The 20,889-nt window shown below is 59.6% G+C and carries 12 protein-coding genes and 1 pseudogene; 6 read left to right on the forward strand and 7 right to left on the reverse strand.

The window, feature by feature from the left end; all coding sequences use genetic code 11:
- Positions 1 to 18: 18 nt before the first annotated feature.
- From LAP85_09235 to LAP85_09245, 3 genes are all read left to right on the forward strand, one after another.
- Positions 19 to 1,137: a L,D-transpeptidase gene (locus LAP85_09235; GenBank protein ID MBZ5496574.1), complete on the forward strand. Its 1,119-nt coding sequence runs from the start codon at positions 19 to 21 to the stop codon at positions 1,135 to 1,137.
- A gap of 157 nt (positions 1,138 to 1,294) precedes the next feature.
- Positions 1,295 to 1,969, forward strand: a complete 675-nt coding sequence (locus LAP85_09240; GenBank protein MBZ5496575.1) for a L,D-transpeptidase — start codon at positions 1,295 to 1,297, stop codon at positions 1,967 to 1,969.
- A complete protein-coding gene (locus LAP85_09245) occupies positions 1,970 to 2,713 on the forward strand; it encodes a hypothetical protein (GenBank protein ID MBZ5496576.1) in 744 nt (247 codons plus the stop codon).
- A gap of 20 nt (positions 2,714 to 2,733) precedes the next feature.
- Here the strand turns inward: LAP85_09245 and LAP85_09250 are convergent, their stop codons facing one another.
- The 4 genes and pseudogenes from LAP85_09250 to LAP85_09265 form a co-directional block, all read right to left on the reverse strand.
- Positions 2,734 to 4,548 carry an HDOD domain-containing protein gene (locus tag LAP85_09250; GenBank protein ID MBZ5496577.1) on the reverse strand — a complete coding sequence of 605 codons (1,815 nt, stop codon included), beginning with the start codon at positions 4,546 to 4,548 and terminating at the stop codon, positions 2,734 to 2,736.
- Between the two features lie 224 nt (positions 4,549 to 4,772).
- Positions 4,773 to 5,003: pseudogene (locus LAP85_09255) on the reverse strand (ferrichrome ABC transporter permease).
- 224 nt (positions 5,004 to 5,227) lie between these two features.
- Positions 5,228 to 6,421 (reverse strand): CoA transferase, encoded by a 1,194-nt coding sequence (locus LAP85_09260; protein ID MBZ5496578.1) that lies wholly within the window; start codon positions 6,419 to 6,421, stop codon positions 5,228 to 5,230.
- Between the two features lie 170 nt (positions 6,422 to 6,591).
- Positions 6,592 to 7,506 (reverse strand): hydroxymethylglutaryl-CoA lyase, encoded by a 915-nt coding sequence (locus LAP85_09265; protein MBZ5496579.1) that lies wholly within the window; start codon positions 7,504 to 7,506, stop codon positions 6,592 to 6,594.
- A gap of 266 nt (positions 7,507 to 7,772) precedes the next feature.
- Here LAP85_09265 and LAP85_09270 point away from each other — a divergent pair, with 266 nt between their 5' ends.
- Positions 7,773 to 12,884 (forward strand): S8 family serine peptidase, encoded by a 5,112-nt coding sequence (locus LAP85_09270; GenBank protein MBZ5496580.1) that lies wholly within the window; start codon positions 7,773 to 7,775, stop codon positions 12,882 to 12,884.
- A gap of 300 nt (positions 12,885 to 13,184) precedes the next feature.
- Positions 13,185 to 14,171, forward strand: coding sequence for an NAD-dependent epimerase/dehydratase family protein (locus LAP85_09275; GenBank protein MBZ5496581.1), 987 nt, complete (start codon positions 13,185 to 13,187; stop codon positions 14,169 to 14,171).
- Positions 14,172 to 14,271: 100 nt separating this feature from the next.
- Here LAP85_09275 and LAP85_09280 read toward each other — a convergent pair whose 3' ends face one another.
- The gene (locus LAP85_09280) at positions 14,272 to 16,458 is read right to left on the reverse strand and encodes a S46 family peptidase (GenBank protein ID MBZ5496582.1); all 2,187 of its coding nucleotides are present in this window, start codon (positions 16,456 to 16,458) and stop codon (positions 14,272 to 14,274) included.
- A gap of 284 nt (positions 16,459 to 16,742) precedes the next feature.
- On the opposite strand from LAP85_09280, the gene LAP85_09285 reads away from it, so the two are divergent.
- Complete coding sequence (locus tag LAP85_09285) at positions 16,743 to 18,122, forward strand: FAD-dependent oxidoreductase (GenBank protein ID MBZ5496583.1); 1,380 nt, start codon at positions 16,743 to 16,745, stop codon at positions 18,120 to 18,122.
- A gap of 82 nt (positions 18,123 to 18,204) precedes the next feature.
- On the opposite strand, the gene LAP85_09290 is transcribed toward LAP85_09285, so the two are convergent.
- Positions 18,205 to 19,854 (reverse strand): M1 family peptidase, encoded by a 1,650-nt coding sequence (locus LAP85_09290; protein ID MBZ5496584.1) that lies wholly within the window; start codon positions 19,852 to 19,854, stop codon positions 18,205 to 18,207.
- Between the two features lie 269 nt (positions 19,855 to 20,123).
- Entirely contained in the window at positions 20,124 to 20,777 is a 654-nt protein-coding gene (locus tag LAP85_09295; protein ID MBZ5496585.1) for a nitroreductase family protein, read from the reverse strand.
- Positions 20,778 to 20,889 lie beyond the last annotated feature (112 nt).

Below are 20,889 nucleotides of genomic sequence, written 5' to 3' on the forward strand. Positions count from 1 at the left end.
GCCGTTCCAGGAAGGTAAATGGCGTTCTTGAAGAAACGAAGGATCGTGGGCTTTTCGGCGGCCATCCTGGTCCTGGTATCAGGGGTGGGGACGTATGAGCTGTGGATGAATGCGGCTGTGCGCGCCCGCCCCTGGCAACTCGAGGCTTACGTGGACATGCTGGCGGCCGACTGCCGGACCGGGCCGGGCGCCTATGCTTTTGGAAAAGAGCTCCAAGCCCTGGCCGCACAGGTCGATGAAGCGAAACGGTGTCTCTCCGCTGCCGGCGACGCATGGGTCATTCGCCGCAATTACTCCCCTTGTGTTCAGCGGCTGTGGAGTGCCTCGCTGGCCGCAGTGCGGATTCGCATGGGCGAGGCGTTACGATTCCAGGAACTGAAGGCGCGGCTCGACATTGCATTGAAAACTCTGGAGGTCGAACTCGGCAACGACAATAAGCTTGGGAAGGAGGGCGCGAAGTTCGAGATCCGAAATTACTCCCAGTCCCAGGCCCGGACACGCTTGGAGGCGGCCCGGAATCTCGCCGCGCTGGGACAGACAGAGTCGGCACTCAACGCCACACTGCACGCGCGCGCGGCTTGGGCACAGAGCGAGAACTTCGTGGCAGCTGAGCTGGCCCGTTACGGCGATACCCAGCGTCGCGCGCTGTGGGAGAAGCAGGCGCAGGATCTGCTGCGCTGGACCCGGCAAACCGGCCGTTCTGCCATCCTGGTGGACAAGCTGGAACATCACTGCCTGCTGCTGGCGGACGGACGTGTCGAGAAGGCATATGTTGCAAACTTGAGCCGGAACTGGTATCGGATGAAGGTGCAGGAGCACGACGCTTCCACCCCCGAGGGGGAGTACAGAATCAAGCGGAAGTTGCCTTCAAGCAGCTTCGGCTTTGCTCTTCTTCTGGATTACCCCAATGCTGCCGACTGGCAGCGCTTCGACTCCATGAAGAAGAGGGGGGAGATCGCGCCGCGCGCGAGGATCGGCGGCACCATAGAAATTCATGGAGGCGGCCGGCTCAACTCGGACTGGACGGACGGCTGCGTGTCGCTGGAGAACGCTGACATGGCCGACCTGTACAAGCGGGCCTACGTCGGCATGCCGGTCACGATCGTGGGCACCAGCACGATAGGCGGCAAGCTGTAGGGGGGAAGTCCGGGGATCTTGGATTGGGGATCTTGGGTTTGATTTGCCTTTGTCCAATACCGGAAACCCGGGTCGTGTGAGGTGATCCTGTCGATAAGCTGATAGGCGGGTTTGAAGGGGTGTAGAATCGGTCGGTACCGCGCCGAGGGTTGGGATTATGGATTTTAGGAGATTAAGCCGCTCGACCTGGGCCTTTTTATTATGCCTGCTCTGGGCGGTCTTGATGCAGGCCTGCCTTTCCTCCAAGACCGTTACCAACGCGCAGGCTGATGCACAGAGGAATGGCACCGGTGTCGTCAGGCGCGCGGATCTGAATGAGTTGCGCAGCCAGGCACGCGCCCTCGAAAACAAGGTGCGCAGGCTGGAGGCGGTGGAAAGCCATCTGTATCCGGGAGGGCCGGTGATCCTGGTTGACACGGCCCGAAGTCGGATCACACTGATGCTGGGCGCGCGCATAATTGTCCAGGGGACGTGCTCCACGGGCAACGGCATGGAATTGGCCGACGCCTCCGGCAAGCGATCGTGGACCTTCGACACGCCGCGAGGGCATTTCCGGGTGGTTGGCAAAGTGGCAAACCCTGTGTGGTATCGGCCGGACTGGTCCTACATCGAGGAAGGGGAGCCCATCCCCAAAGACCGCTCTCAGCGCGCCACGGCTAATGTGCTTGGAGATTACGCCATTGCTTTCGGTAATGGTTTTTTCATCCATGGCACCCTCTATACCCGTCTGCTGGGGGCCAATGTGACGCATGGTTGCATACGCGTGGACGACGGCACTCTGAAGAAGCTCTATGCGGCCGCGCAGCCTGGCACCCCGATCTGGATCTATTGAATGCCAATGAGACGGTGCACGACGACCACACGTTCGCGCGCCCCCGGCAGGACCGGGGCTCTCATTCTGGCGTCGGCTGCGGTTCTTGCCGCATTGGCCGTCCCATCCTGCCGCTCACCACAGACTCAACAAACCAGCCGGGGTTTGTCGGAAGAGCAGGAGCTGCGTGGAAAGATCGCAACGCTCAGCAGGCAAGAGCAGGTCCTGACCGCCGAACTCTCACTGGCCAAGTCCCCGGCGCCCTACCTCGCGGTAGACTTCGCGAACCGGAAGATTGATCTCAAGGTCCAGGGACACAGCCTTCGCAGCTTCGCAATCACGAAGATCCGGTGGACCGGCGGCTCCCCGTTCATGGCGCAGACCTGGATGGAGACCGAAGCCAGGCCCCTGCAAACCACGACCCGAGCCCGGGTTGTGCCCGGATCGGGAGAGGCGACCACCTCGTCGGTCGCTACGCGCGAGCCCTGGGGACCGAAGCGGATGCCCTCAGACTTCGATTTGATCTGCAAAGGGGACCAGGCGCTGGAAATCCGTTCCTTGCCGTCGGAGCAATCCCGCACCCGTTTCACGCGCTGGATTGTGGGCAGTTACCGCCAGGCCCGCGATTGGGCGCGGCACGTCCTTATGGGGCGAAATTCTGCTTACCGCGAGTCCCTGGAAATATGGATGACAGAGGATGATGCCAGGATGCTCTTCTGGTCGCTTCCCAGACAATTCGGAATCCTTCTGATTAACGTCTCCTGATCCCGAAACGGCCGAGGCGATCAGGTGTGTGCACGCGTGCGCCGGATCAATTCGGCGAGCACATCGCGCAGCTGCCCCAAAGTATCGAGGATTTTCTGCGACGGAGGTGCGTTCGGGGCCAGCCGGTCGAAATACAGGCAGCCTACCACCACGTTCTCAACAACGACCGGATAGAGCCCGAAGCTGCAGGCCCCGAGTGCCCGCACGATTTGGGAGTCCTGATAGCGGTCATCGTGCTGCGTATCGATGAAGATATCCCGCTTGGTCAGCAGCGCCAGCGTAAGGGATTCCTGGTGTCCGGACAACGGGATGTGAAGGTGCTCGATGACATCATCGATGGCGGGACCCAGGCCCAGCCGGCCTCGCACCATGGAGCGATCCGGTGTGGCCAGACAGAAGAAAACGCGATCGAAGCCGGCGCCCCTGTGACAGGCTTCCAGAGCCATCATCAGAACTTCGTTCAACTTGGGATTATTAACGGGTTCCACCGCAGCCTTGACTTCGGCTACCAGCTGGTCGAGCAGATTCTCGTCACAACTGGGCTGCGGTGCGGCAGCATGCGCCGCCGCGGGCCCGACGCCCACCGTGACTGCGGCAAGAGCAGCACTGCCGGTGCCTTGCGCTCCTTCTCCGCCGGATAGTGCAAGCTGAAACTGGCGACGGAGATGAAGATCGTTGAACGGAACCCCGGCCACGGTGAATATGTCCTTGGTCTCGGTGACGGCCTCGTCAAGCACTTCTTCAACTATCTTCCGGCTCAGGTCCGCGATAGAGCTGTATTTCTCGAGCAGATTATCGATCGCCTGAGTTCTGTCCTCTGGTGGGCGGCGATAGACGCAATGGGTCAACTCGTGGCTGAAGGCCACGACGGTTTTCAGTCTCTCATCGTCGGTCTGTTTGCCGGAGCTGAGCGGATTGGACGGATCCATCGCGCGACTGACTGTTCCCGGCAGATTCCAACTGTTGGCCACGGCACGCCCAAGATCCTCATAGGGGAACTCCATGACCTTTATGCAGGCTTCGTGCACGGTCAGCTTGTTATCCTGGATTTCCCGCAGGATTTTCTCATATGCCTCGGGGAAATATAGGACGACCAGGATCTCGCCCAGGTTGCGGAACATTCCGCACAGGTAGGCTTGCTCTGAGTCCGGCATGTGCAGGTGCCTTGCGGCCTGGGAAGAGTGGCTGGCCGTCAGCAAAGACAGCAGCAGGAGTTCCTTCAGACCCGCAGGCCGCTTTTCATAGTTCTCGAGCAGCATGAGTCCGCCCGCGACGCGCTTGATCGACTCGATGCCCATCAGCGTCACGGCCCGGGCCACGCTGCAGACCGGCTTTCCTGAGCGATTGTAGTAGGCCGAATTCGCGAGGCGAAGAACTGCCAGCGTCAGGCTGTAGTCATGGAGAATGGTGTTCGTCAGGTGGCGGAAGGAGGCTTCGTCGTTCCCAATCATCCCCATGACTTCCAGGATGTGATGCGAAAAGGCGGGAATGTTCTGACGTCCCTGGATTATCTCAAGCCACCGCTTGAGATGGACGTCGCGGTTGGAAAGACCGCTGCCCTGGGAGTGGCTTGCCGGGCTTGGCGATTCCTTCGCCTTCTGGGATGCGGAATCCTTCATGGGGTTGCGCGGGGCATTTTCTGCCGTTTTTGTCGAGATCTCGCTCACGTGCGCATTGTTGGGGACGATGCGAGGGACCCTTCGGAGCAGATGAGCACCGCACATGTTGCAGAAGCGGGATCCGTTGGGGACTTCGGCGCGGCAGTGGTGGCAGACGATCGGTTCGGCCGATTCCCGCTTTGGTTTGGGCGTCTTGTCGTTCTGCGCTACCTGCATATTTGAGAAACCCCCGTGCAGTATTCGGGTGTCAGACTTTCTGCTCCGGATGCACCGAGTAGAGGTATTAGTCCAAGTACTGTCTTACTCTTCGGCAAGCCTGGGGGATTGCTATAGATCCAGTTTCACCTGCGCAGGAGGCCGAACAGAGCGTAGACCCAGGACCAGAGCGAAGCCTGCCGGCTCAGGCTCAGCGAGGGCTCGATCAGAAATGGATAGCTGAGGATTGCCAGCAGGAAGAGATGCATCATTGCCTGCCGGCGCGGACGCAGCCGGCTGGCGACTGCGTGGGCGTAACTATACCCTCCGAGCAGCAGGGCCTGGAAGAACAACATGCGGGTGGTCCAGACAGCCGGTGTGCCGCCAAACCAGGGGAGGATGTATTTGCCGATGAGGGGTTGGACCAGGAAGAGCAAGAAGGCGCTCAGAAACATGATCGCGCCGTAAAACAGCATTTTCAGCCTACCCTCCTGAGAGGAAGCATCTCTTCGTGTCCGCTGATCTCGCACGGAACATGACAACCCAGAAGGTGATTGAGATGATCAATACCCTGCTCGAGGTTCATCCCGGGCAAATAATCCAGGAGCCGGCAGTCAGAAGAAAACCCACTTCGGCAATCAGCTTCATTTTGACTCCTCGCCTCTGACTTCCGGCTCCTTGGAACCTGCCCGTGCGACCATTAAATCGCCTGCTCCCGGCGGAGTTCCTGGATCTGTGCCTCCGTATATCCGAGACGTTGCAGGATCTCCCCCGTATGAGCGGAGAGTCTGGGCGGAGGAGAGTCCAGGCTGGCGGGAGTTTTTTCGAAATGAGCCGTTAGGTTGAACAGCTGCAGTTCCCCTATCCCCTCGGCCTGGATTGTCTGCAGCGTTTTCCGATGCTTGATCTGCTCCTGGTTGAGAGCTTCCTCGAGCCCGAGGATCGCTCCCGAAGGAACATCGTTCCGGTTGAGCATCTCGACCCAGTCGTCCGTGTTTTTCTCTTTCAATTTTGCCTCGATCAACGGCGTCAGGGCCTTGCGATTTTTTTTGCGCGCGTCCCGCTCCTGGAAACGGGGATCGGTTTTCAGCTCCGGCAGGCCAAGGACGTCTGCCAACGCTTCCCACTGTTCCTGTTTGTTGGCGGCGATGTTGATGTAACCGTTCCTGGTGGCGAAGGTGCCTGACGGCGCTGCGGTAAAATTGTCGTTCCCCATCAGGACCGGCTGCTGATGGCCGATCAGCAGATTGGCGGCGACCCATCCCATCAGCGGCATGATGGTATCGAGCAGAGCCACGTCGATGAACTGACCTTCACCCGTCCTCTCGCGGTGATACAGAGCTGCCAGGATCGCGAAGGCGGCATTGAGGCCGCCCACGGTGTCGCACACCGGGAAACCAGTTCGGAGCGGATTGAGGCGTTCATCGCCATTAACCGCCATCGTGCCGCTCAGGCCCTGGATGATCTGATCATAGGCCGGTTTCATTGCGTCGGGCCCGGTCTGGCCGAATCCGGAGATGGCGCAGTAAATGAGCCTGGGATTGATCTCACGCAGCGCCTCATATGCTAAGCCGAGACGCTTCATTACCCCAGGCCGGAAATTCTCCACGATCACGTCGGTGTCCCGCGTCAGCTTTTTGAAAATTTCGCGCGCTGCCGGGTGTTTGAGGTTCAATGTCAGAGACTTCTTGTTGGCATTCTGAGCGAGAAAACTGGTTCCCATCAACTCGGCATTCAGCTTCGGCACGTTACCCAGTTTGCGCGCCAGGTCGCCGGAGCCGGGAGGTTCGACTTTGATCACCTCCGCGCCGATCAGGGCGAGATGTAAGGTAGCAAACGGACCGGACAGGACGTTGGTCAGATCCAGAACGCGGATCCCATCAAGTAATTTCATTTGCCTCTCCCCTGCATGATATTTGGATTCTGAATTGCGAATCATTGCGATTTTGGATTTTAGATTTTGGATTGAACACAATGAAGTCAGAAATAAACTTCAAATGATCAGGTTTTTGAAATCCAGAATCCACAATCGAAGGTTCGAACATGTGGCCTCGGATGCCGCCGCTATTGCGGGTGAGTCTGGATCGGGCCTGCCTTGTAGACCATCCCCGGCATTTCCCTCCCGAAGAAGGCGCTCACGCCGCGGGCTATCCCAATGAGCCTGCTGAGTTCAACGTCGCGGCGCTGCCCGATGCGTTGCAGGTAGTGAACCAGGTCTTCAGTGCACACGTTGCCACCGGCGACTTTGGTGAACGGACAGCCGCCCAGGCCCGCAACCGAGGACTCGAAGTACTTTACCCCGACCCTCATTGCCGCATAGCAGTTTGCCAGTCCCAGCCCATACGTGTTGTGGAAGTGACAAGTGCACTCCAGCCGGGAGTCGAGTTTAAAGATCCTTTCGAACATGCGCTCCACCTGATCCGGCACCGCGTGGCCGGCCGTATCCGCCAGGCTGATGTTTCGGATGCCGTTGCCGATGAACCGCTCCACGAGCCCGAGCACCCGTTCTTCCGGCACCGGCCCCTCGTAGCCGCATCCGAAGGCGGATTGAACCGACACCTGGACCCTTTTGTGCGCGGCGAGAGCCCGTCCGGCCATGGCAATAATGCGGCCGGCTGCTTCGGCGATCGGCATGCCCGTGTTCTTCCGGCTGTGCGTTTCACTGGCGGAGACGCCCATGCAGAACATATCGACATTGCATGCGGATCCGCGTTCGAGCCCCTTCTCGTTGAGCACCAGCCCCGAAAGGATCACCCGCTCAGGCTTCCGGCCCGCTTCCGAGAAATGGGTGAAGAGCTTGTCGGTGTCAGCCATCTGGGGAACTTTGGCTGGATGGACAAAAGACCCGATCTGGATAATGTCGACGCCCGCGGCCATGAATTCTTCGATCCACGCTATTTTCTGTTCCATCGGAACGGTCTGCTGCTCCATCTGAAGCCCGTCCCGGAGACCCACCTCATGAATGACCGTCTGGTTCATCTCCACATCCTCCTGTGCAAACGCTCAATAATATGACGAGCCGGCGCTTTCCGACGAGAGGTTTCTTATCCCGGGAAAACTGATCCTTTTGGACCCAATCTGCGTCAAAGATGCGGGTGGAGCGTTGTATCGCAGGGAGGTTTTGCATATGGGTGTCTGTTTCGTTGAATCAGCTGCATTGGAATACTCAAACTGGCCTAAGAACCGGGCTGCGCTAGAATTATTGTGTTTATTGTCTGTGACGCCTGATTGCAGGGGGAGGAATCATGCGTAAACACACAGCCCGCATCTTGTTTCGCCTTACGTTGCCTGCTTTTCTGGCCCTCACCGTGCATGCGTATGGACCGCCGCAGGCCTCTCTGCCGCCGGCAAGTCTGCCGCACGCACGGCCCCAGGGCCCGGCACCCATGCAGTCTCTGTTGCGCCATGCGATTCCCGGAACCAGGGATCTGCAGCTGATCGTCGAGTTGACAGATCCCCCGGCAGCTCAGACGATGGCGGCACCGGCCGCGCGCGGCGCGATTGTTCCGGCAGGCGCCGGGCAGGGCGGGAGAGTAAAATTTGACTCCCCGCAAGCGGTGACTTATCGGACTCGGCTGGCGCGTGCACAGAGCCTCATGATGGACAGATTGCGCGCCCTGAACGGAGTGCAGGTTCAACGCGCTACGGATCTGGTGATGAACACCATCATCGCGCGCGTCCCTGTCGAGCAGTATTTTGCGGTGCGGCGGATGCCGGGGGTGAAAAAAGTCTACTTCTCGCGGCCGCAGCGCATGAACCTCAATGCTGCAGCCCCTCTTCTTAATGCCGCGGCGCTGTGGGCCCGTGTCCCCGGGGGCCGCCCCAATGCGGGCCAGGGAGTGAAGATCGGTCTCATCGACACCGGGATCGATGTCGGCAATCCGATGTTTGCAGACAGCACTGCGCCGACACCGGGTTCGCTCCCGTCCGGCTACCCCAAATTTGATGCCGGCAATCAGGCATTTACGAATCACAAGGTGATTGTGGCGCGCGACTACGTCGGCCTGCTGGCCAACCCACAGCGCGTGCAGACTGCCACCGACGAAGTCGGGCACGGCAGCTTTGTGGCCGGCTGCGCAGCGGGGAAACTGGTCAATGCTCCGCTGGCGCAAATCTCCGGGATGGCGCCCGGCGCTTTTCTGGGGAGCTACAAAATCTTCGGCACTCCGGGTATCAATGACACGACGACGACCGCGGCGGTTTTGGCCGCAATCGACGACGCCGTGAACGATGGTATGGACGTCCTCAATCTCAGTCTGGGGGCATTGGACTATATCCCACCGTCGGAAGATCCGGAAGTCACCGCCATCAATAATGCCATCGCTGCCGGTCTGGTCGTATGCCTGGCGGCCGGAAATGACGGTCCCGCTACCCACACGATCAGCACTCCGGGCTCGGCTCCGGAGGCCATCGCTGTGGGCGCGGTTTGGGACTCGCGCGTTTTTGCGGCACAGCTGCATGTAACCGGCCCTGGTACCGTGCCGGCGAACCTCCAGAATCTTGCTTACGAAAACGGGACCGGACCTGCAATTGCGACGCCAATTCCGGCGACACCGACGACTGATGTGGCCTTGCTGGATGGCACCGGACTGGCTTGCTCTGCTCTGCCCTCCGGAAGCCTGAGTGGCAGGATCGGCATAATCGAGCGTGGTACCTGCACCTTCCTCTCAAAAGTCACCAACGCCGCCAACGCGGGTGCTCGCGCGGTGATCGTTTACGACAATATCCCGGGGGAATCCACTTTCCAGATGGGGGGACTCAACGGAACCCTGACTCCTGCCGTGATGATATTCAATGCGGATGGTCTGGCTCTCCAGAGCTTTCTGGCCGGCAACCCAGGTGCAACCATCAGCATCGGCGCCAGCACCGATAACCAGTTGCCGACCCCCATTCTTCCGGTCCTTGTCAGGGACAGTTCGCGCGGACCGGCAGCCGATTTTGGCATGAAACCGGATCTCGTGGCCGTCGGTTGGAACGTCTATTCGGCCGCTCAGAACTCCAATCCGGCCGGAGTCCTCTTCGACCCTTCGCGCTTCACCGTGAGTCAAGGGACCAGTTTCTCGACGCCGATGGTGAGCGGTGCGGCGGCGGCGCTGATGCAGTTATTCCCGAGCCTTTCCCCCGCAGGCGTCAAATCTGCACTCACCAATACCGCAGGTCAAGTCACGATCGATGGTACGACCCCGGCCACCATAGTGCAGGCAGGAAACGGCCTGCTCAACATGGGAAATGCTTCAGCCGCCGGCGCCATTTTCTCTCCGACCAACCTGAACTTCGGCGTACAGTCCTACGCAGGCAGCATCTCACTGACACAAACACTCGGCATCACCAACGTCACCGGAGGCACGGATCAATACACGCTCTCAGTTCAACCGCTCATCCCAGGCCCTGCGATCAGCCTGAGTTTGACGAGTACAGGTTCGGTTCCACCCGGCGGGAGCACGAGTGTCGACGTCTCGATTCAGGCGGCAGCCCCCCTGACAGGAGGATTTCAGGGATTCATTACGATTCGAAGCGCGCAGACCTCCGCGAACTACGCGATTCCATACTGGGCCGGAATCTACCTGCCGGATCCCACGCGCATCCTGACCGTGAGCCAAAGCTCGACAGGGGCAAACATCTTCACCAACCTTACCGATGCCCTAGCGGCCGCCAACCCGGGCAACATCATCGAAATCGCCGACAGCCAGACGTACTCGGTGCCCTCAGCAGCGCCGCTCACGATCAGCACCAACGCTCAAGGGCTGCCATTGCACGGCATCACCATACGCGCTGCAGCAGGCCAGACGCCGGTCCTCGACGGCACGTCCACAACATCTCTAGCCGATATTCAAGTGGTGGGCCTGCAAAATGTCCTCCTTCAAGGCCTCACCATCAACGGCGGTGAGACGGGAGTTGACATCCTTCAGCCGTCTTCATCCCTGCCCCTGTCGGTGACCATCGATCATTGCAGCATCACCAACCAGGCGGCGAGCGTCACTTCTTCGGGGATTGTTGTGGAAAATGGCGGCGACGTCGACATCACGTACTCCACGATTTCCGGAAGCGCCAGCACGGGAGTTGCTTTTCTGAACGGCGGGCAGCTCACCATGAGCAATTCTACGGTTCAGAACAACGCGAGCGACGGGATTGATGCCATCGACGCCAACGTGCAGCTGATAAACTCGACCGTCAGCTCCAATGTCGGCGAGGGAGTCTCGCTCGTGGGCTGTTCGGGCACGCTCACCGGCAGCACGTTCGCGAGCCACTCGGGAACTTTCGGCGACGGCGTTCAGATCGTGGATGGGATGTCGACAGTCACGGGCAATACTTTCGCCTCGAACGCAGGGGCGGCCATAGCGCTGGAACCCGGTATCATCACGACCCCCGTTGGCACCACCCCGGGCCCGGGTCCGACCGTGGCTCTGAGCAGAAACATCATGCGCTTAAATGATTTCGGAGTGCTGATCGACCAGGGCCAGAACATCCGGCTGGATGGCAATCTGATTGAGGACAATGTACAGGGGTTGCAGGTGAACGGTACGTCGACGGCGCTGCTGACCAACAATATCGTGGTTCGATCCACAGACAGCACGGTAGGGGACGGCATTACGGTAGCCGGTTCGAGTGCTGTGCGCATCGTCAACAACACGTTCTACAAAAACAGTCACAAGGGAATCGTGCTTGCCTCGGGCGCTTCAGTTTCCATCGCCAATTCCATTATCAGCGCCAATGTCGCCGGCGATCTGGGGGGGCTCGGTGCAGGAAGCATACAAAGCTCTCTCATCGGCGACGGGACCCTCGCATCGGGCAACAACAATATTGCAGGAGACCCGCGGCTGGCCAATCCTGCCGCGGATGATTTCAGCCTGGCGCCCGGATCGCAGGCCATCGACAACGGCTCCAATGCGGCTGCGAACCTGCCGTTCCTGGATTATAACGGGCGATTCCGCGTAGCGAGCTTCGGTTCCTCGCCGGGCAGCGGCATAGTGGATATGGGTGCGATCGAGGCGGGGTCATCCTTCCCGCTTGTTTACCCTCTTCTGGTCAACGGATTCAACTCCACGATCGGCGACAACTACACCACGGGATTCGCGGTGCTGAACGACACGGGCTCTCAGGTTTCGGCGGGATTCGCTGCCTACGGTCCCAACGGCTCGCTTCTCTCCGGCAGCAGCAATCCGACCACGCCTTCGGTCGTCAATCCGGGTGTCCAGATCCCGATCCTCGGGTATCAGCTTTTTGGCCTTACTCGTGCGGCCGGCGAGATTGGAGGGGTGCTGGAGAGTGCCGCTCAGCGGCTCACGGGGTTCTTCCTGATCTTTGATCAGAACCTTGCGCGCGTAGCCGACGGTGTGGACGTCTCCGCTGATACGGCCACCCAATTTCTGTTCATGCGCCACGAGTTCGATGCGGCCGGGAAGGCGACCTATGCGCTTTTCAATCCCGGCGTCAACGCGGCTACAGTCAACGCGAGCTTGCTGGATGTGACTGGAGCCCAAGTCGATCAGCTGACGCAACCGCTTGTGCTGCCGCCGAAAGGGCAAACCCTTTTTACCTTCCCCGATTTTGCCGCTTCCTCGGGTGTGGTCAGCGTCAGTTCGGACCGTCCGGTTGCCGGCCTCGAAATCTTTGGCAACACAGCGGAGGTCGCAGCCTTGCGGGCTGTTGTCCCGGGCACGGAAGCACGGCTCTTTTTCCCTCACTTTGCGGTGAATCAGGGGTACACGAGCACCCTGGGGGTCGTGAACACGGCTGCGACGCCGGCCAACCTCACGCTCACCGCCTATGGAAATGACGGCTCCGTTCTGGGAACGCTCGCGCAACGCACCGTCGGCGCCCACGGACAGCTTTTCGAATCGGTCGCGAGTCTTTTTGGGCTTAGCCCGGGTGGGCCGAACCTTACCACCGGCTACGTCATCGTTGAGAGCGACCAGGCCGGCATCACAGGTTTCTCCGCGTTCAACTATGACAACGGCGGTGTCCATTCGAGTGCCGCGGTGCCCGGCGAGAGCATTCCGAGTCAAACGCTGCTTTTTTCGCACGTCGCCCATCAAGTCCCTGCCGGATCCGGGGGCAATTACCTGACGGGGATCGCGTTACTGAATCCATTCGGAACCAGGATTTCCTATACCCTCCGAGTATTCGACAGTACCGGTGCCGAGGTGGCTGAGATGACGGATTCTCTCGGACCGCATGCGAAGGTCGCCAAGCTCTTAAGCTATCCGAGTCCGGGGGTCGGCTTTTTCACGCAGCCGATCTCGCTCTCCGGCGGGCATGTTGAAGTCACGACCGACTATCAGCTGCTGGGTTTCGAGCTTTTCTTCACGCAGTCCCTCACACAGCTCGCTGCAGTGATGGCCCAATTTCCAAACTGATTCAAACCACGAAACACACGAAACCACTTTCGTGTGTTTCGCGGTTCCATGAAGGGTCTTGGCGGTGATTCTATCGCGGCGATCCGTTGCCGGGGCTTCGCCTGTCATCCCTTGCCGCTGGCAGTGCTGATCTTGGGGACCAGCTTGGTAGCCAGTCTCATAATCCACCTCCTGCCGGTACTCCTGGAATACGGTATAATCCCGCCACTGGTTTCGACTTAGTTGCATGCTCCGACGAGACCTCGTAGGCATTGGATGAATGAGTGCGCGAGAGCGCTCCAGAGTGAGGTTACCCAGACCATGGACGACAGATCATTCGACGGCAAGCAGATCTTGATAACTGGGGGCCTCGGCTTCATCGGCTCCAATCTCGCTCGCAGGCTCGTGGACCTCGGAGCCAGGATCACCCTCGTGGACAGCCTCGTGCCGGAATACGGGGGCAACCTGTTCAACATTGACGGCATACAGGACCGTCTGCGCGTCAACATCTCGGATGTAAGGGATGAGTACAGCATGAGATACCTGGTCCAGGGGCAGGACATGCTCTTCAACCTGGCGGGCCAGACAAGCCATGCAGACTCAATGCAGGATCCCTACACTGATCTGGACATCAATTGCCGGGCACAACTGTCGATTCTGGAAGCGTGCCGAAAGCACAATGCGGGAATCAAGATCGTTTTCGCCAGCACGCGCCAGATCTATGGGAAGCCCGAATACCTCCCCGTCGATGAGAAACATCTTCTCAGCCCTGTCGATGTCAACGGCATCAACAAAATGGCGGGTGAGTGGTATCACGTGCTGTACAGCAGAGTCTATGACATCCGTGCGTGTTCACTGCGCCTGACAAACACGATCGGTCCCAGAATGAGGGTCAAGGATTCGCGCCAGACCTTTCTGGGCACCTGGATCCGCCTTCTGGTCCAGGGAAAACCGTTCGAGGTCTGGGGTGGCGAGCAGATGCGTGATTTTACCTATATTGATGACGCGGTGGATGCCCTCCTCTCTGCGGCGGCCTGCGAAGACACTAACAGCCAGGTGTTCAATCTGGGCGGGGACTGCATCATCAGCCTCAAAGATCTGGCTGACCTGTTCATCGAGATCAATGGCGGCGGCCAGTACATGATGCGGCCTTACCCGTCGGAGCGAAAAAAAATAGATATCGGCAACTACTATGCGGACTTCAACCGGATCAAGTCTGTTCTGGGCTGGGAGCCCAGAGTAACCTTGTGCGAAGGGCTGAGGCGCACTCTGACCTACTATCGAGAACACCTGGAGCACTACCTCTGAATTCTCACTTCCGTCTCGCTGATCCAGACGGATTTGGAGTCACGAAACACACGGGATCTTTTCGTGCCCCTGTTGGGTTCCGTGGTTCCATCTTGGCGCGCTACCTGATGATGCCCATCTCCTTAAGGAGGTTGGCGGCGCCGTCTACTTCGCTCATGTTCCAGAGCATGTACCGGCTTTCGACGTGGATGGACCGCGTCTTGACCTTGTCGAACAGGAAGTTCGAGGCCACCGATTCGTAGGTTCCGTCGAAGAGGAGACCCACCAGCTCGCCCTTGCCGTTCAGCGTCGGCGAGCCGGAGTTGCCACCCGTGGTATCCACAGTCGAGAGGAAGTTCACGGGCACATCTCCGAGGGCGGCATCGAAATAGGGTGTTTTTATCTTGCCTGCCAGCTGTTGCTTGATTACGTCGATCTGGTGCCGCGGCGCGTTAAAATCGCCCTCCCCGGTCTGCTTCTCGACGATGCCCTTCAGACCCGTCTGAGGTTTATAGAAGAGGCCATCCTTGGCATCCACGCCCTTGACCTGGCCGTAGGTCACACGCAGCGTACTGTTCGCATCCGGTGCCACCAGGCCGCCGGACTTGGCCAGCAACGCCTCCATGTAACGAGGACGCAGGCGGGCGGCAGCGCCGGCCCGGTCCTTGCCGGCCTCGCGGATCGATTCCGCGACGAGTTCCAGCGTCCCGGCGAGAGAGATAAACGAGTCCTTGATGGAAACCAGCTCGGGCGTGCTCTTTTCCATCAGGCCGAGGCGGAAATCCCGATCACCCATCTTGGTGCCGGCATAGAGCTTGTCGAGGTACACGTCGATGGATTTCTCCGCCTCGGGCTTTGCCATCCCCGGCCTGAGGCCGACGATCTTGTCGAGCGGCTCAATCCTCTGCTCCGCAGGAAGGGCGGCCGCCAGCCCCATCGCCCATCGCAGGAACACGCGGTCCACGGTGGCGTCCAGAGTGCGCTGCATGCGATCCTGGTTTTCGCGTATGCGGCTCCAATCGCGCTCCTGGAACCCGGCATCCCGATCGAGGTCCTTTTTGGACCGCTGGATAGAGAGGCGGTACAGCGTTTGTGCCGCACTTAAATAATTGGAGGCCGAGGCCAGGTTTCCCATAACCGCGTTCCGCTCGCGGGTCTTTTCTCCTTCCGCCTGCATGGCCTGAAGCGCCGGCAGAACATCCCCATATTTCTGTTTCCGCGCGGGATCGGCTGCGATCCAGCTTGCCAGCTCATTCTCCATGGTCCGCTTTTGGGCGAGCGCTCCTCCCTTCACGAGGCCCTCGAGCATGCCCCTTTGATTGGTCAGGTTGTTGTTGAGGCTCTGGATGCGTCCCGCGACTTTGATGGCCAGTTCCTTGTTGCTGGCGATCAGCTTGTCGATGAGCGCCAGCTGTTCCTGCGCGAGGCGGATCGAACGCGGGAAGGACCACTCGGCCGTCTCCTTCACCTCTGCATAGGTCTGGTATCGCTGTGTACGACCTGGATAGCCGACGACAAAGACCAACTCACCCGGTTTGACCCCTTCGGAAGAAACCTGCAGCCAGTGTTTTGGCCGGTAGGGGACGTTGTCTTTTGAATACGGGACTGATTTGCCGTCTTTGCTGACGTAAGCGCGCAGGTAACTCCAGTCGCCCGTGTGGCGCGGCCAGCGCCAGTTGTCGGTTTCGCCGCCGAACACGCCGATCCCCTCGGCGGGCGCGTACACCACGCGCACGTCCTTGATGTCGAGCTGAGCAATCTCGAAATACTTGAGGCCCTCGAAGAAGGATGCCACGCCGCAGCGCGTTCCGTCTTTCTCGCAGGCGGCGATGCGCTCCTTGATCCTGCGATCGATGATGTCGCTGCGCTGCCGGTCCGTGGACTTGGGATCAATCTTGCCGGTGATGGCCTCGGTCACTTCCGTGACGGCAGTCGTGACGTAGACATGCTGGCCGGGGCCACTCGACAATTCCTGATCGCGGGTTTTTGCCAGATAACCGTCGGCGAGCAGATTGCGCTGGGGCGTCGAGTTGTACTGCAGACCGCCCGTGACGCAGTGATGATTCGTGACGATCAAGCCGTCGGGCGACACCAAGGATGCGGTGCAGCCACCGAGCGAGACAACGGCGCCCATAGGCTGGCCCGTGAGATCGGCGAAAGCCTTTGGGTCCCCCTTGAAGCCCAAAGCCTGTAGCTGTGCGGCGAGTTGCGGAATCTGCTGAGGCATCCACATGCCCTGCTCGGCGCGCAGCCCGATGGCGGGCAACAAAGCCGTGGCGAATAGAACGATCTTCCGTAGAAAGGCCATGACGGTATCTCCTCCTGATTAGAATGGCTTGTGCACCGCAAGTTTTATCCGGCATCAGCTGGCCGAGCAAGAGGAAAATCCTGGCCTCTTGCTCAGTCACGGCACGTGTTCTAGGATCTTAGGATGCATTGAAGGCGCTCTGCTCTACTTCCATGCACCCCGGTGGGTGAGGTGACCGCCCTGAGGTTTGCGCGCATTTGACGTTGCTTCTTCAGGCGGATACGCGCTACAAATAACTATCGATTCATGCATCCATGCAGTGATTCGCAGTCGGGGGAAGTGCTATGAAAAGCAATCGGCAGGATTCCAAATCATCGCGAGGTGTGGGACGTCGGGTGTTTGTTCAGGCTGCGCTTGGAGGTACGGTTGCCGGAGTCTGCTCCGCATTTCAAGACGCTGCGCCCGGTAAGGTCGGGGGTCTGAAAAATAGTTACCGGGAAGTCTTCGAGACGCCAGTCGTGGCGCACCATCAGGTGGTCGTGGCCGGCGGCGGCCCCAGCGGCGTAATCGCTGCGATTGCGGCGGCACGCAGCGGCGCGGACACTCTGCTGATAGAGCGCTACGCGTTTCTGGGCGGGAATGGCACTGCAGGGCTGATGACCTGTTACAACGGCTTCCGAAACCAGCGACCTCCGGAGGCCTTGCAGACTGTGAAGGGCATTCCTGCCGAGTACATTGCCGAACTGGTCAGGCTGGGCGGTATTGCGGATATCGATAGCTACGAAAGAACGGTCCAGCACGATATCCGGAAGGGCGACATCCCCTATACGGTGCCCTTCGATGCGGAAGCTGCCAAGGTCGCCTGCCTGAACCTGCTCAAGAAAGAAGGGGTCAAGCTCCGCTTGCATAGTTGGGTGGTTGCTCCCATGGTCGACGGCTCGCGGGTGACAGGAGTCATCGTGCATTCGAAGTCGGGCCGGCAGGCCATCGCCGCGGATGCCGTGATCGACTGCACGGGTGACGGCGACGTTGCTGCTGCGGCTGGCGCTCCTTTCATGGGCCCCGCCGCCACTGGCGACCGCATGGCGATGAGCCTTATGTACGGCCTTGGCGGCGTGCCTTCTACCATCAAGGGGCCTTTTGGCGGCATGCGTATCGGCGACCATGTGGTACGATGGGGCCCCCGTCTCCAGGGCGATGGCCTCGATGTCGAGACCTTGACGCGCGTCGAGGTCGAAGCGCGATTAAAGCTGTGGGACGATGTTCTGACGTTGCGGAAAAAAGCCGGGCAGGAGTCGATCTATCTTGCGCAGACGGCCACCACCATCGGTGTCAGGGAAACGCGCAGGATCATGGGCGAGTATGTCGTCACCGAAAAGGACGCAATCGAAGGGATCCATTTCCCGGATGTGATCGCGATCAGTTCCAATCCCATGCCCGAGTATCATGGCCAGCGGTATTTCTTCAAGCACGAAGGCTTCGATATCCCTTATCGCTCGCTGGTGCCCAAGAAAGTGGATGGGCTGGTGCTGTCGGGACGCTGCATTTCCTGCGAACAGGGGCCATTCCAGTCGGCGCGCTCAATGGCGCCGGCGATGGCGGTCGGCCATGCATCGGGTTGCGCGGCCGCGCTGGCCGCCCTCAAGGGGGTGCCACCCCGGAAGTTGGACGTGAAGGCGCTCCAGAAATTGCTTCTGAGCCAAAATGCCGAATTGCGCCTGTAATATCTGAATCGACTAAATACCAAGCGGAGGGCTCAGAGAAAGACAGGATTGTTTTCTCAGCGCCTTCTGCGTTGGGACTTTCTCACTTTTTTGCGAATTCGACGAGCTGCATCAGGAGCCAGACGTTCGGGTCGAGGGCGACATCGGCTGGCTCCTTGTCGAGCTTGATAGTGAATGTCTGATCACGCTGTTCGAGCTGCACGGTCTGAATTGCCGGTGCAGCATTCCTCTCGGTAACGATGCCGATATCCAGCGCCGTCTTGTACACCAATTCCCCCGCATGTGCCTGGAGGATCTCCACGGTCAAGATGCCGCCGGCATAGGACCACGTGCCCTTCAGCGCAGGTTGGCCCGGCGTGTAAACCCACTGGCGGAAGAAATCCCCGAGCTTCCTGCCGGACACCTCCTCCATCACACCCTGGAAATCTCCGGTCAGCGCATTCCCGTTCTGATAGCGCTTGTAGTACGTCGAAATGCCCTTCCAAAATGCCTCGTCGCCGACCAGGCGGCGCAGCATATGGAGAAACCAGCCCCCCTTCTGATAGCTGTTGGTGCTGAGGATGTTGTTGAGTCTGGGATTCGCCGGCGTGACGATCGCAGCTGCCGGGTTCTTTTGGAAGTACGCGATGATACGATCGCGGTCGCTGCGGAGCCCGCGGACCATCACGTCGCGGCCGTAAGTATATTCGTTATAGACGTGGGTAAGGTAGGTGGCGAATCCCTCGCTCAGCCAGGTGTGATCCCAATCGGACTCGGTCACGGAATCACCGAACCACTGGTGGGCGATCTCGTGGGCGAAGAGCCCTTCGTTGCGGCCCTGCCCGCTGACGGATCTCTCAGAGTAGAAGATGTTGCTGGAATTTTCCATGCCGCCATAGCGGGTCTTGGATTGGACGTTGGCCAGTTTTTCGTAAGAGAACGGGCCGATCCGCCAGCTGAAGAATTCCAGCGGCTTCATGGCGATGCGGTAATCGGAGAATCCGGCGTCACGGTCCGCGGCGTAGACCCAACTCTGGACGGGAACTCCCGTGACCTGGCCGATCTTTTCGACGGCGAAACGTGCGACGCCGATGACCATGCAGTAGGTGGCGATGGGAACCGATTCCCGGTAGCGTGTGAGACGGCGGTTGCCCGTGAGGCTGGTTGTCTCGACCAGGTCACCGTTCGCGACAACCTGGTAGGCCTCTGGTGCCGTGATAGCAAATTCGCAAGTTGCCTTGTCGTACGGATGATCGATCGTGGGAAGCCAATGGCGGCAGCGATCGGGGAAATTGTCACCGAAGAAAGCACGTTCCTTGTTCTTGTTCGGACCGATGATCAGGCCGTCGGCCGGGATGCCGGAGTAATTGACGATGATCCGGCGCCGCTCGCCTGCCTGTGCGGCTGTGCCCAGATTGATCTGAAGACGGTTGTTCTCGTGCTTGAAGACGAGCGCCTGACCATCGCTCCTGACCCCGCTCACGGTCATGCCGGTCTTGCCGTCCGCGGATTTGCCGATCAAGTCGAGCGAAAGCTCCATCACGCCGCCAGCCTTGAACAGCACTTCGATTCCTGTTTCGCCGGCGATCGTGTTGGTGTCGTCCTTGAGCTCGAGCTTGAAGATGTAGTTCCGGATGTCAACCCCGGGCTGGCGCGGGTAACTGTCGGCAAAGACCAGCACCGCAACGATCAGGATGGATGCGCTAGCCACGGCCGCGCGCCGTGCGATGGTCGCCGTGAGTCGATGGGCCATGTGTCCTCTCCCTCCCAGATATCGTGAACAAGAATACACCCGCGTCCGTCCGGATCTGCTGCAGGAAAAGCGGAGGGAGAGTGGGCGGTCCCGCGGGTAGCCGGCGCCCACCCAGGTGCCTGAAAACCACCTCGATCCTGGTTGTGAATGAAAAGTCTCGAACTGTCGCTCCGGGCTGTATTGCGTCAACTTATGGGAAGCAGGGGGCATCCCAGCTCAACGAAATCTGCCGCTCTTACAACGGCTGAGTGGCACAGGTGAGGCACCGATTACTTCTTGGGATAACCGGCAGATTGGGCCAGCAGTATCTTCTGCTTCGGCCGCAGCTTCATGATTTTTGCCAGCGCCGGCCGGTCAATCATGGCCCGCACGCCGGACACCAGCCCTTCCGAGGCACAGTACAGGTAGACGTTCTGCGAAATGAAACCGACGTCGGCGGCGGACCAGAACTCCTTTTCCGTTTCCGGCACCCTGCCGGGCTTGTCCAGATCCGCAACATAGATCAGGTTCACGGGCGCGTCCTTCGCGTATGCCTGAACGCCCGTGGCAGCTCTGACGTCCTCTGCCAGTATGGGCTGCAAAGCGTCGGCCTTGGCATCGTAAAGGAACAGGCCCTCGGATAGCGCAACATAAATATCGATTTCCTGCCAGTTTACAGCGGACGGCGCGGTCCGCTGCCCGGTGGGCCGGTTGATCCCGAACGCCGCCCAGAGCAGGTTGGAGAGGATCTGCGGCGGCAGCTTTTCGGTGCTGAATTCCCGGCTGGTCTTCCGGTTCTTGAGTGCCTGCATCAATGGCCGGCCGCCGTCGGTCTGCGGCTTCGGCAGCTGGATCGGTTTCAGATCCTGCGCCGACACCAGACAAAGGCCCAGCGCAAGCACAGCCAGGATCACACGCGGCACACCAAGAAGTACTCGTTTCATACTCTTGCCTCCGAGTGAGTTTTTGCCGAAGAATCCGTCTGACCCGGATCATTCATAAATGTGCGACCAAAATGCAGTCTTGGACGCGGAAGAACGCGGACCGCAGCCGACG

Source organism: Terriglobia bacterium (genome assembly GCA_020072565.1).
Taxonomy (GTDB): Bacteria; Acidobacteriota; UBA6911; order UBA6911; family UBA6911; genus JAFNAG01.